This is a genomic window from Vreelandella janggokensis, from assembly GCF_031451615.1.
Classification (GTDB): Bacteria; Pseudomonadota; Gammaproteobacteria; order Pseudomonadales; family Halomonadaceae; genus Vreelandella; species Vreelandella janggokensis.
Window position 1 is genome coordinate 385,076 of the sequence record NZ_JARWAJ010000001.1, and the last position, 12,759, is coordinate 397,834.

Consider the following 12,759-nt stretch of genomic DNA (forward strand, 5'->3'; position numbering starts at 1 on the left):
TTAATGATGGGGTTCAACCAGCAGCCCACAGGAGGGCGCCGCCCAGCGTGTGTCGGCGGTGAACACCACGTCGCAAACCACGGGGGAATAGTAACGCCTGACTTCTTCATCGACTTTCGCCCGCAGCTTGTCCTGGGCCGCAATGGAAATGTCAGGGGTAGTGGGTAATACCACGTGCACAATGACATACAGCAGGCGACCGGGGCGTACCATGCGCACGCGCACTTCTTGAGTCTCGATATCCGCCAGTGCACGCCCGACGGCCTGATGAACTGGCTCTGCAAGGGCTTCTTCTGGCGTCTTGTTGAGCAGTTCCTTCAATGCCTGGGAGGCCATGCGCACCGGTACCCCCATGCACAAGACAACTACGGCAATGACCAGCAGCGGGTCGATATAAGTGAGTACGCTTTGCCAATTGAGCTTTTCGAAGATCAGCACCAGGCAAAAAGCAGCCAGGACCGATGCTGAAATAACGCTGTTGACGACCCAGTTCGCTTTGTCGGCTTCCACCAGCGGGCTGCTGACCGAGCGCAGACTGCGGTGCATGACCCAGGCTGTCAGCGAGCACGCGGCGGTCGCAAAGAGGGCATAAGCGATGGCGATACCTGCCGCAATAGCGCGCCCGCCCGTCAGCAACGCCGCAATGGCATCCACCAGGGCGAATATCGACACGCCAAAAATCAGCAGTCCCTTGCACAGGTTCACCAGCGACTCAAAGTAGCTGTAGCCGAACGGGTACGACTCGCTATCCGGGCGGGTGGCAAGGCGGCTGACCTTGATGGTGACCAGCGCCACGCCGAAATAGATCAGGTTGAACAATCCATCCAGCAGAATCGCCTGGGAATTGGAGGCCAGTGTGGCGGCAATGCCTGCACAGCCGATCAGCAATGCCATGAAGGCGGAAAAGGCTAAGGTACGAGACTCGGTTTTCATGACGCCACTGCCCTGTGAGCTTGATAAAAGCGACAGTATAACAGCAGCGCGCGTTAACGAGGGGGATGGCACTACCCCTCAATCCATACTTCCTCACCTTTGAACTCGACCTTCCAGGTACGCAGTTTGACGTCCTCATCCTCCAGGCACTGCCCATCTTCCAGGCGGAAGTGCTGCTTATAGATGGGCGAGGCGACCACCGCCTCGCCCTTAAGGTCGCCCACAATCCCCCGGGCAATCACGTTGGCGTTTGAAAAAGGATCGTGATGATCCAGCGCGAAAAGCTCATTTCCCTGGTCGGGAAGATAAAAGATCGCCACCTGGGCGGCGCCGTCTGGGGTTTTAAGCCAGGCGGCCACGCCGGAGAACGCCACCAGATCGGCTCGGGTGCAGACTTTTTGCCACGTCATAGTGTTTTCGGAATCCACAGTGTCCATCGCTTTTTTCATTGCCGTTGCGGTCATGAGGTACCTCGTTTTTATTCAGAGTCAGTCAACGCGTCGATCAAGCGGGACGAAGCTGGCCGCGCTCACTGGTCATGATGATCGACGGGTCGGGGCGGTCGTCGTTGACGAAGCTTCTGAAGCGCTTGAGCTTCTCTGGTTCGCTAATGGCATCCGCCCATTCGCACTGGTAGGTATCCACCACGGTCTGCATCTGATGCTCCAGCTCGTCGTTGATGCCCAGGCTGTCTTCCAGGATGACTTCCTTGAGGTAGTCGAGGCCGCCGTCGAGGTTTTCACGCCATACCGAGGTACGCTGGAGGCGATCGGCGGTACGCACGTAGAACATCAGGAAGCGGTCAATGGTGCGGTACAGCTGCTCGTCGTCCAGGTCGGTGGCGAACAGTTCGGCGTGGCGCGGGCGCATGCCGCCGTTGCCGCACACATAAAGGTTCCAGCCGTTTTCCGTGGCGATAATGCCGATATCCTTGCTTTGCGCCTCGGCACACTCGCGGGTGCAGCCAGATACACCAAACTTGATCTTGTGCGGCGAGCGCAGCCCCTTGTAGCGGTTCTCCAACTGGATCGCCATGCCTACGCTGTCCTGCACGCCGTAACGACACCAGGTGCTGCCCACGCAGGACTTCACGGTGCGCAGCGACTTACCGTAGGCGTGGCCGGTCTCGAAGCCGGCTTCGATCAGCTCGCCCCAGATATCCGGCAGGTCTTCCAGGCGTGCGCCGAAAAGGTCGATGCGCTGGCCGCCGGTGACTTTGGAATAGAGGCCGTATTTCTTGGCGACTTCGCCGAGCACGATCAGCTTGTCGGGGGTTATTTCACCACCGGCGACACGCGGCACCACCGAATAGGTGCCGTTTTTCTGCATGTTGGCCATGAAGGTGTCGTTGGTGTCCTGGAGCGGCACGTGGGCGGCGTCGGTGATCGGCTCGTTGAAGCAGGAGGCGAGAATCGAGGCCACGGCGGGCTTGCAGATATCGCAGCCCAGCCGGTGGGTATCGTCGTTGCCGTGCTTGCCAATCAGCTCGCTGAAGGTCTTGATACCCTCAACACGCACGATGTCGTAAAGCTCCTGGCGGGTGAAGGCAAAGTGCTCGCAGATCGATTTATCGACTTCCACGCCCCGGGCTTCCAGTTCATGATCCACCACGCTTTTGAGCAGCGCCGTGCAGCCACCGCAGCCGGTGCTGGCTTTGGTGACGCCTTTGACACCGCCGAGGTCGACGGCGCCGTCATCGATGGTGGCGCAAATATCGCCCTTGGTAACGTTGTGGCACGAGCAGATGGTGGCGGTTTCCGGCAGTGCACCAGGGCCGAGCGTGGGCGCGGCGCCACTGCTTTGCGGCAGAATCAGCGAGGCGGGTTCGTCGGGCAGCTCAATGCCGTTGGCGTAATACTGCAGCAGGGTATCGTAGGCGGCGTTATCGCCCACCAGCATGGCGCCCAGCAGCTTCTTGCCGTCGCTGGATACCACCATCTTGCGGTACACCTGGGTCAACGGGTCGAGGTAGCGGAACATCCGCGCCCCCGGATTCTGGTTGCCGTGGGCGTCGCCAATCGAGCCCACATCCACGCCGAGCAGTTTGAGCTTGGTGCTCATGTCCGCGCCGCCAAAGCGGGTATTGCCGTCGGTCAGCGTGGCGAGCGCCGCCTTGGCCATCTGATAGCCGGGGGCGACCAGGCCGAAAATGCTCTGGTTCCACAACGCCACTTCGCCAATCGCAAGAATCGCAGGGTCGCTGGTGCGGCATTGATCGTCGACCACCACGCCGCCGCGCTCGCCGATGTCCAGGTCGCAGTCCCGGGCCAACTGGTCGCGGGGGCGAATCCCGGCGGAAAACACGATCAGGTCGGTTTCCAGCACCTTGTCGTCCTGGAAGACCATGCGGTGATGGCTGTTGTCGCCGTCTTCGATGCGCTGGGTGGCGCGCTCGGTGAGCACCTGCACGCCCAACGCCTCGATTTTTTCGCGCAGCAGCTCGCCGCCTTCGTTATCCACCTGCATGGGCATCAACCGCGAGGCAAATTCCACCACGGCGGTATCGAGGTTCAAACCGCGCAGCGCATTGGCGGCCTCCAGGCCCAGCAGACCGCCGCCGACCACCACGCCGTTAGTGGCGTTTTCCGCCGCTGCGCGAATGTCGTCCAGATCATCCAGGGTGCGATACACCAGGCAGCCGTCACGGTCGTTGCCGGGAATCGGCGGCACAAAGGGGTAGGAGCCGGTGGCCAGCACCAGCTTGTCGTAGCGGTAGCGGCCCTGGTCGGTCACCACTTCCTGCGCGCCGCGGTCGATCTCGATGACGGCTTCACTGGTGTGCAGCTCCACGCCGCTGGTGGCGTAGTAATCCGCCTCGCAAAGCGCCAGCGAATCGGCATCGCGGCCACTGAAGTATTCGGATAGATGCACTCGGTCGTAGGCCCGGTGGCGCTCTTCGCCGAACACGGTGACCTGATAGCGCTCGAGGGCACCGTTGTCGACCAGCTGTTCGACCAGGTGGTGGCCGACCATGCCGTTACCAATAATAATGAGCTGTTCGGGATTCTTGGAAGACATCATTATGCCGCCTCTGAGGTCGATAAATGGGGTGTGTCGTTCTGCTGATCTTTGAGCACTTCTACGTCGGCGGCGCCGAATAGCAGCGCCTGGCGAGAGGCGCTCAGGTCGGTGCCGGCCAAGGCCTGCTCGAAATACCACGGGCCGTGGCGGGTATCGCCGTACAGCACGGCGCCTTCGAGACGCCCGTCGCGTAACAGCAGGCGGCGGTAGTCGCCGCTTTGCGGGTCCTGGTAACGCAGCTCGTCGTGCTCGGGTCCAGGGTCGGTAGGGCCGAACGCATAAAGCGCAACGCCGCTTACCTTGAGCTTGGTGGCCGTGGGCACTTCGCGGTAGCCGTCGGTGGGTTCACCGCTGAGGGTCGCCGCCAATACCTCGACCTGATGCCAAATCGGCTCGACCAGTCCATAGGTATGCTGCTCAAACTGGCAGCACTCGCCCAGGGCATAAATCGTCGGGTCTGACGTCGTCAGGTACGCATCGACCATCACGGCCCGCTCGGTGGTGAGCCCGGCGTTGCGCCCGATGTCGGCGTTGGGCGTAATGCCCGCGGCGATGATGACGCTATCGGTGGGCAGGCGGCGCCCATCCTTGAGCACCGCGGCGCATACCTGGCCGTTGGCGTCGCCTTCGAGCCTTGCGAGCTGTGCTTGGGTGAGAATGTTCAGCCCGCGCTTTGCCAGCGCGTCTTTGAGTAGATCGGCGGCGGTGGCATCGAGCTGGCGATTCATCAAGCGGTCGCTGCGCTGGAGCACGCTGACGTTCAGCTCGTTGCCGCGCTTGCGCAGCCCTTCAGCGGCTTCCAGGCCCAGTAGGCCACCGCCAATGACCAGCGCATGGCCGCCGCGCTTGGCGATTGCCTCCAGCTCGGCGGCATCGTCGAGGTCGCGAAAGCCGTGGACACCGCCAAGCTTGATGCCGGGCACGTTGGGCAGCGCCGGGCGCGAGCCGGTGGCCAGCACCAGTCGGTCGTAGTGAATAGCATGTCCACGGTCGGTGGTCAGAAGGCGTTTCCCACGATCGATGGTCTCTACCTGTTCGCCCAGGTGAAGCGTCACGTCGTTGTCGGCGTACCAGGCAGCATCGCGCAGGGTGAGTGCATCGTGCTGCATGTCGCCCGCCAGCAGCGGTGAAAGCAGGATGCGGTTGTAGGCAGGCGTCGGCTCTGCCCCGATCACGGTAATCGCCCTGGGGCGTTGCGGCTGGTTGACCAAGGCTTCCACCAGACGGTGGCTGGCCATGCCGTTACCGATAATGACGAGATGATCATTAGGTGAGCACCGGGAAGCGGTTTCCATAGGTGACTCCTCTGTGTCGTTGCGGCTGCTTGAGCGCCAAACAAAAACGCCCCCGACCCAGCGTTTTACCTAGCATCAGGAAAAACGGGATCAGGGGCGCCATTGCCCGGCAGCGTCTGGTAATGCGGGGCAGCCGCCATTGGCTGCCGACAGATTTACGATTACCAACGAATGTCTTGTTAGTAGTAAGCAAACCCACGGCCAAACCCAGTGCATGACGTTTTTTTGCTTTATTTTCATCACGTTGAAAATAAGTAGAAAAAAGTGCCTGTAAGTCGCTTCCCAGGCGAGATGCACGCTGTTGGTGCGTATCGGGTGTGGGGTTGCACCCTCAGCACCCAAACTACCAAGCCGTGTGCAGTAGGGTGGTGATCGCAAGGTGCTGTTTCGATTTTTTAAAATACTGTTTTATTTAATTTTTTTCTGAAAGTTCGCGGTGACGGCGTAGCCTTTGCAATTATCCAGGCATAAGCAACAAACGCACATTGCAGTGTGTTCATCAAGAAAACAGTGGCAGCGAATAAGCCCAATAACGTTGTTAGACAAATAAATATCTTCACACAATACGTTTGGCACCTTTAACGGTGCCCGCTGCGGCAACGACGTCCAGCCTGCTGATCGCCTTGCGCTTTGCGCAACAGGGTCAGCAGCCTGGGCGTTTTTTTATGTGCGGCGTTGGCAATCAGCCGAGGAGTCACCATGCACCAAGCCAAAACGACCTGCCCCTACTGCGGCGTTGGCTGCGGCGTTACCGCGACCGTGGCAGACGGCACCCTCAGCGCCGTGGAGGGCGACCGCGACCATCCCGCCAACTTCGGCCGGCTATGCGTAAAAGGCTCGGCGCTGCACGAAACGCTGGGCGAACAGGGCCGCCTGACACGACCGCGGGTGGATGGCAAGGATGTGTCCTGGGACACCGCCTTGAGCGCCACCGCCGAGCGCATGAACACGCTGCGTCACGCCCACGGCAATCAGTGTTTAGCGGCCTATCTGTCAGGGCAGCTGCTGACCGAGGACTATTACGTAGCCAACAAGTTGTTCAAGGGCTTTCTGGGCACGCCGCACCTGGATACCAACTCGCGGCTGTGCATGGCGTCGGCGGTGGCCGCCTACAAGCGCGCCTTCGGTGCCGACGCTGTGCCCTGCAACTACGAGGATCTGGAAGAGGCGGAGCTGGTGGTGCTGGTGGGGTCCAATCTGGCCTGGAACCACCCGGTGCTCTATCAGAGGATTAAAGTCGCCAAGGAGCGCAATCCGTTGATGCGGGTCGTCGTCATTGACCCGCGGGTGAACGACAGCTGCGAGATTGCCGATCTGTATCTGGGCATCAAGCCCGGTAGTGATGCGGTCTTGTTCAACGGGCTGCTTTCGTGGATGGCGGCCAAGCGCAAGCTGGACCATGTCTACCTCGAGCGCCACACCCAAGGCCTTGACGCGGCGCTGGACGCGGCGCAACAAACGGCGGGTTCGCTCGCCGAGGTGGCGACGGCCTGCGACGTGGATGCCGAACGCCTGGAAACCTTCTATTACTGGTTTGCAAGCCAGCTCCACGTGGTGACGCTGTATTCCCAGGGGGTCAACCAGTCGTCCAGCGGAACGGACAAGTGCAACGCCATCATTAACTGTCATTTGGCCGGTGGGAAGATCGGCCTGCCCGGGGCTGGGCCGTTCTCGATCACCGGTCAGCCCAACGCCATGGGCGGGCGTGAAGTCGGTGGTCTGGCCAACCAGTTGGCCGCGCACATGGATTACGATACCCCCGGCGCGCGCGAGTTGGTCAGCCGCTTCTGGGCAACCGATAACCTCGCGCCCATCCTGCCGGAAGGCCCCGGCCACAAGGCGGTCGATCTCTTTGATGCGATCGAACGCGGCGAGATCAAGGTGTTGTGGGTGATGGCCACCAACCCGGCGATTAGCCTGCCCGATGCCGCCCGCGTGCGGGCCGCACTGGAAAAATGCCCGCTGGTGATCGTCTCGGAATGCGCGGCGGATACCGATATGCTGCCCTACGCCGACATTGTGCTGCCCGCGTCCGGGTGGTCCGAGAAAGATGGCACCGTGACCAATTCCGAGCGGCGCATCTCGCGCCAGCGGGGCATGCTGCCACTCCCCGGCGAGGCGCGCCACGACTGGCAGATTATCTGCGATGTGGCTAAGCAGTTGGGTTTCGGGGGGGCGTTTGATTACACTCACCCAAGCGAGATATTCGACGAGCACGCACGGCTCTCCGGCGTGGACAATACCGGCGCCACGCAGCGCCTTTTCGATATTTCAGGGCTGGCCGGGCTTGGCCGCGAGGGCTATGATGCGCTCGCGCCGATCCAGTGGCCGGTGAATCGCGATGCCCCCCAGGGTACCGCGCGCTTGTTCGAAGCGGGGCGGTTCGCCACGCCCGACGGCCGGGCTAAGCTGTTGCCGATTACCCCGCGTGGGCCGGAGAAAGCCCTGAGTGCCGCCTATCCGCTGCGTCTGAATACCGGACGGATTCGCGACCAGTGGCATACCATGACGCGGACCGCGCGGTCGCCGCGGCTGATGAACCACCGCGCCGAGCCTTTCATGGAGGTGCATCCGGACGATGCCGCCCAGGCGGGCGTCACCGACCAGTCGCTCGGCGTGTTGACCGCGGCCAACGGTGAGTATCGCGCTCGGGTGAGGGTGGCCCATAGCCAGCGGCGCGGCGAGGTGTTCGTGCCGATTCATTGGACCGACTGCTTTACCCATAGTGCGCGCAGCAGCGCCTTGATCGAAGGCATTACTGACCCGCTGTCCGGACAGCCGGAAGCCAAGCACGGTGCCGTGGCTCTGGCGGCCCTGCCGACCGCCTGGCAGGCGACGCTGTTTGTTGCTGATCACGCCCTGGCGTCGCTGCCTGACGCGCCGAGCTGGTGTGCAAGCGATTACTGGACGCGAATCCCTATGCGCGGCTGCCAGCGCTGGCAGCTGGCCGATGGTGGGGCCGTCAGTGACTGGTTCCACCAGATGGGCGAGTGGCTGTCGGCGTCGCCGGCGCTGTGGTGTGAAGATGCCGCTACCGGTCGCCTGCGCGCTGCAGGCGTCGAAAACGGGCGTCTCAGCTGGTGGCTGATGGTGGGGCCGCCCAGTGAACTGCCGGGCTTTGCCTGGCTGGAAGCACGCTTCAACGAAGAGGCGATGAGTGATGCGCACCGCCGGCGCTTACTGGCGGGCTGCGACGACGGCGCGGTGGATAGTGGCCCGGTGGTATGCAGCTGCCATCAGGTCGGCCAGACGTCGATTGTCGAGGCCATCCGGCGCGGCGATACCAGCGTCGAGGCGTTAGGCGCACGATTGGCGTGCGGTACCCAGTGCGGTAGCTGCATTCCTGAGTTGAAATCATTACTTGAAGAGGAACGCCCCCATGCGCGCGCTGAGCAAATCCCAGCTTCTGAAATGGTGTAACCCCTTGGCGCGCCTGGCGAGCCGCTTTGAGCTGCCCCGCAGTGGCCGTGATGCGTCGCGGTCCCTCCCGCTGAGCGACGACTGCCGGCCTGGGCACGTGTACCTGGTGGGCGCCGGCAGCGGCGACGCCGAGTTGCTGACCCTCAAGGCCGCGCGGCTTTTGCAGCAGGCGGATGCCGTGGTCTACGACCGCCTGGTGGGCGATGACGTGCTGGCGCTGCTGCCCGTCGGCGGCGAGCGCCACTATGTGGGCAAGGCCAAGGGCCATCATAGTGTTCCCCAGGCCGAGATCGGTGCGCTCATGGTGCGCCTGGCCCGCCAGGGCAAATCGGTAGTGCGCCTGAAAGGCGGCGACCCGGCCGTTTTCGGACGCATGGGCGAAGAGCTTGATGCCTTAGCCACCGCGCAGGTGCCGGCCACCATCGTGCCAGGGATTACCGCGGCATCTTCGGCGGCGGCCTGTATGGGCATTCCGTTAACCGACCGGGGCCATGCCCAGCAGCTGCGCTTTGTCACCGCGCAGCTGTGCCGCGAGGACGGCACGCCGGACTGGGCGGCGCTAGCGCGCCGCGACGAAACGCTGGTGTTTTACATGGGGCTTTCCAAGGTGGACGCGATCTGCGCGGGCCTGCGCGAGGCGGGGCTGCCCGACGACTGGCCGATCATGCTGGTTGCCAATGCCAGTCAGCCTGACCAGCGGTCGCTGGTCGGCAGCCTGGCCGATATGCCGGGGCGGTTGGCCGCCGAGCCTCTGCCGTCGCCCTGTGTGATTGTCGTGGGTAGCGTCGTCAAACGCGTCGAAGCAAGCCCTGCAACCCATGAGAATAAAGCGCGCTATGCATGTCAACGCTGAGCATTTCCCTCGGCCAGTGGTCCGATAAAGGCCAAAAGCCCAGCAACCAGGATTTCTACGGCGCCTGTTTGCCCGACGACACCCAGCGGCGACAAAAAGGCATTGCCGTTGCCCTGGCGGATGGCATCAGCAGCAGCGCCGTGAGCCGCGACGCCGCCGAAGCCGCGGTGGGCGGCTTCCTGACCGATTACTACGCGACCCCCGCCCCGTGGAGCGTCAAAAGCTCGGCGCAGCGGGTGCTTCAGGCCACCAATGCGTGGCTGTATGCCCAAACGCGGCAAAGCCAGTATCGCTACGATATGGATCGGGGGTACGTGTGTACGCTGAGCGCGATGGTGATCAAGTCGGCCACGGCGCACCTGTTCCACGTCGGCGACTGCCGCATTTACCAGTTAGCAGGCAAGACGCTTGAGCCCTTGACCGAAGATCACCGTTTCTGGGCCTCGCGTGAGGTCAGCCACCTGAGCCGCGCGATGGGGGCAAGCCAGCATCTCGAGCTTGATTACCGTGCCGTCTCGCTCAGTGAGGGCGATGTGTTTTTACTGGCCAGCGACGGCGTTTACGAATGGCTGTCCCCTCAGGTGATGGTCACGCTGATCCAGGACCACGCGGCAGACCTTGAGGCCGGCGCAAAAGCCCTGGTGGAGGCCGCGCTGGCCAACGGCAGCGACGATAACCTTACCGCACAGCTGGTGCGTATCGAGACGTTACCCGACCGCGAGGCCGACGAGCTTTTCGAGTCCTTGGGCCGCCTGCCGTCACCCTCCGAGCTGCGTGCGAATAGCGAGCTGGATGGCCTGCAGATCATCCGCCCGCTGCATGCCAGCGCCCGCAGTCACGTCTACCTGGCGCACGACCCTCAGGCCGACCAGCATGTGGTCGTCAAGACCCTGGCCACCGAGCTTGCCGAGGACCCCGCCAGCGTCGAGCGCTTTGTGCGGGAGGAGTGGATCGCGCGTCGCTTGCATAATCCCCATGTGCTATCCGCGCCCGTGCAGCGCGGCCCAAGGCGCTACCTGTATACCGTCTGGGAATACATTGAAGGCCAGACGTTGACCCAGTGGATGCGCGACCATCCCGACCCGGACCTGGCCGACGTGCGCGATATTATCGAGCAGGTGGCCAAGGGGCTGCGTGCCTTTCACCGGCTGGAAATGCTCCATCAGGACGTGCGTCCGGACAACATCATGATCGACCGCCACGGTATGGTCCGGCTGATTGATTTTGGCGCCACACGAATCGCGGGAATTGCAGAAGCAACGGATTCCGCCGGCGAGGTTGACCCGATACTCGGAACCGCCCAATACACGGCGCCGGAATATTTTCTGGGCGAGGGTGGCACTGAGCAGTCCGACCTTTATTCACTAGCAGTGATTGCCTATCAAATGCTAACCGGCACGCTGCCCTACGGCACCGAGGTGGCCAAAACCCGCACCCGGGCTGCCCAGCGCAAGCTCGCTTATCAGTCAGCGGTCAGCGAAAACCGCGCGCTGCCCGCCTGGGTGGATGAGGTGCTCAAGAAAGCCCTGCACCCTAACCCTCAACACCGCTACCCGGCGCTTTCGGAGTTTATTTTCGAACTGCGCTCGCCAAGTCCAGGCATCCTGAAGCAATCGCGCCCGCCGCTCCTGGAGCGCGACCCGGTGCGTTTCTGGCAGTGGCTATGTGTCTTGCTGGGTGTCATTATTGTGGTGCTTTTGGTCAATATGCCTCAATAAGTCGTGAGTTTGAGATATGCCTGGACGCCGTAAAGCACTCTTTGCCATTCGGACAGGGTATTCTGGTATTCGTCGACTTCTACTGTGTAATCGCCGCCTTCGTTATGCCATAGCATCAGGAAATAATCGTCCACCTCCCGCATCACCTCGGCATCGTTAGGGCCTGATATCATCAGGCTGGCTTCCAGGTTGTAATTATCCATGTTGCGGCTGGTGAAGTTGGTCGAGCCGCTGATAATCGTGCTTTGGTTGGCCTGGCGCAGCATCATCATTTTGGGATGGAACTGTTCTATCTCAACGTCGTACCAGCGCACATTGATGTGTCCATCGGTATCTTCTATCAGTTCTTCGACTACCGGGCGGTTGGGCAGGCCGCTTTTGTCACGCCCAAAGGCTTTTTTATTGGGGTCTAAAATCAGTGAAACCTGAGCCCCGCGCTGGCTGGCCTGGGTCAGTGCATTGACGATTTCCCGGTCGGCAAGGTAATACATGGCAAGCCAAAGCTCGTCGTCTTGCGCGGCACGCTCTATGGTGTCGAGCACGTTGTAAAGCGTTTGTCTTTCAGTGGTGTACTGAATGTTTAACTCACCGGTTGCGGGCATCTCCCGCGGCGCGTAGTTGGGGAGTTGAATACCGCTGTCGCCGAGGTCGATGACTGCCTGCTCGGCGCGCAATAAGTCAGCGATAATGGGCCCATCGATTTCGAACGCTACGTTTTCGTGAAAGCCGGATTCGTCATGGGCATTGGCAGAGGCGATCAGCGCCGTGCGCTCGGTAATGACCACCTTGCGATGGTTGGCCTTGATGTTGAACAATTCCAGGTAGCCGCCCAGATTGAACTTGGGGCCATCGTCAACAAACGGGTTTTCCCACCATTCGCCACCTAGATCGCCCAGCCACTGCGGCCCCATGCGCCAGAAAGACGAGTAGAGTGGAGTCGAATCGCGCAGCGGCGTCAGATTAGAGATCACCACGTCGATGTCGGTGTCGCGCAAGCGGTCAAGCCATTCGGCGGGATAGGAGCCGTAGCCCGAATTAATCGCATCGCTGATAAACACAATCGGCATGTCGGGATTGGTGTCGCGTTTGCGAACCAATTGATCAACCAGATTGTCGCTCAGCGGCGGGTAATCTTCGGAGGGATCATTGACCAAGCCATTGACCATGAAATTATCGATCACGATAAAGTCGTCGGCGCGTTCGATCATACGCTCGACTTGGTCAAAAATTTCCTGATCTACATGACGTTCGCCATTTGCGTGGTGCGTCAAGTCACGGAAGAACCCGACATTATCGATTTGATAAACTGGGCTGGTGTGGGAAATGCCGGGTGGCAGCGGCTTTAGCTGGTGGTACGCCATGAGGGTGAAGTAGAAAGTGAGTATGACCAGAACAACGACACCCAGACGTCGTAACCAACGAACAAAATGTTTAAAGAATGTCACCCGAATCCCCAAGCTAAGGTATGGTCAGCAATAACGCTGCTGAGTGTGCCTTTAAGATAGTGCGTACGCTAAAA

The 12,759-nt window shown here is 61.2% G+C and carries 8 protein-coding genes; 3 read left to right on the forward strand and 5 right to left on the reverse strand.

Annotation, left to right across the window (positions count from 1 at the left end):
• The 4 genes from QC816_RS01780 to QC816_RS01795 all read right to left on the reverse strand — a co-directional run bounded on the left by QC816_RS01780 (position 1) and on the right by QC816_RS01795 (position 5,249).
• Positions 1-933 (reverse strand): cation diffusion facilitator family transporter, encoded by a 933-nt coding sequence (locus tag QC816_RS01780; RefSeq protein ID WP_268902529.1) that lies wholly within the window; start codon positions 931-933, stop codon positions 1-3.
• Positions 934-1,004: 71 nt separating this feature from the next.
• A complete protein-coding gene (gene nirD, locus QC816_RS01785) occupies positions 1,005-1,397 on the reverse strand; it encodes a nitrite reductase small subunit NirD (protein WP_309780669.1) in 393 nt (130 codons plus the stop codon).
• Between the two features lie 40 nt (positions 1,398-1,437).
• Entirely contained in the window at positions 1,438-3,954 is a 2,517-nt protein-coding gene (gene nirB / locus QC816_RS01790) for a nitrite reductase large subunit NirB (RefSeq protein WP_422823722.1), read from the reverse strand.
• Positions 3,954-5,249 carry an NAD(P)/FAD-dependent oxidoreductase gene (locus tag QC816_RS01795; RefSeq protein ID WP_309780670.1) on the reverse strand — a complete coding sequence of 432 codons (1,296 nt, stop codon included), beginning with the start codon at positions 5,247-5,249 and terminating at the stop codon, positions 3,954-3,956. The genes nirB and QC816_RS01795 overlap by 1 nt, the downstream gene beginning before the upstream one ends.
• Before the next feature lie 699 nt (positions 5,250-5,948).
• Here QC816_RS01795 and QC816_RS01800 point away from each other — a divergent pair.
• From QC816_RS01800 to QC816_RS01810, 3 genes are read left to right on the forward strand one after another with little or no spacing between them, the layout of a single operon-like run.
• Positions 5,949-8,669: a nitrate reductase gene (locus QC816_RS01800; protein WP_309780671.1), complete on the forward strand. Its 2,721-nt coding sequence runs from the start codon at positions 5,949-5,951 to the stop codon at positions 8,667-8,669.
• On the forward strand, positions 8,629-9,522 hold the full coding sequence (gene cobA, locus QC816_RS01805; RefSeq protein ID WP_264823512.1) for a uroporphyrinogen-III C-methyltransferase: 894 nt from the start codon (positions 8,629-8,631) through the stop codon (positions 9,520-9,522). The genes QC816_RS01800 and cobA overlap by 41 nt, the downstream gene beginning before the upstream one ends.
• The gene (locus QC816_RS01810; RefSeq protein WP_268902523.1) at positions 9,510-11,240 is read left to right on the forward strand and encodes a bifunctional protein-serine/threonine kinase/phosphatase; all 1,731 of its coding nucleotides are present in this window, start codon (positions 9,510-9,512) and stop codon (positions 11,238-11,240) included. Before cobA ends, QC816_RS01810 begins: the two co-directional genes overlap by 13 nt.
• On the opposite strand, the gene QC816_RS01815 is transcribed toward QC816_RS01810, so the two are convergent.
• A complete protein-coding gene (locus QC816_RS01815; RefSeq protein ID WP_309780672.1) occupies positions 11,234-12,685 on the reverse strand; it encodes a phospholipase D-like domain-containing protein in 1,452 nt (483 codons plus the stop codon). The two genes, QC816_RS01810 and QC816_RS01815, sit on opposite strands and share 7 nt — an antisense overlap.
• Positions 12,686-12,759 lie beyond the last annotated feature (74 nt).

Excerpts from the sequence above, each read along its gene's own strand:
- QC816_RS01810 (WP_268902523.1), top strand. The coding sequence starts at position 9,510 with ATGTCAACGCTGAGCATTTCCCTCGGCCAGTGGTCCGATAAAGGCCAA.
- nirB (WP_422823722.1), bottom strand. The coding sequence starts at position 3,954 with ATGATGTCTTCCAAGAATCCCGAACAGCTCATTATTATTGGTAACGGC.
- QC816_RS01780 (WP_268902529.1), bottom strand. The coding sequence starts at position 933 with ATGAAAACCGAGTCTCGTACCTTAGCCTTTTCCGCCTTCATGGCATTG.
- cobA (WP_264823512.1), top strand. The coding sequence starts at position 8,629 with ATGCGCGCGCTGAGCAAATCCCAGCTTCTGAAATGGTGTAACCCCTTG.
- QC816_RS01795 (WP_309780670.1), bottom strand. The coding sequence starts at position 5,249 with ATGGAAACCGCTTCCCGGTGCTCACCTAATGATCATCTCGTCATTATC.
- nirD (WP_309780669.1), bottom strand. The coding sequence starts at position 1,397 with ATGACCGCAACGGCAATGAAAAAAGCGATGGACACTGTGGATTCCGAA.
- QC816_RS01800 (WP_309780671.1), top strand. The coding sequence starts at position 5,949 with ATGCACCAAGCCAAAACGACCTGCCCCTACTGCGGCGTTGGCTGCGGC.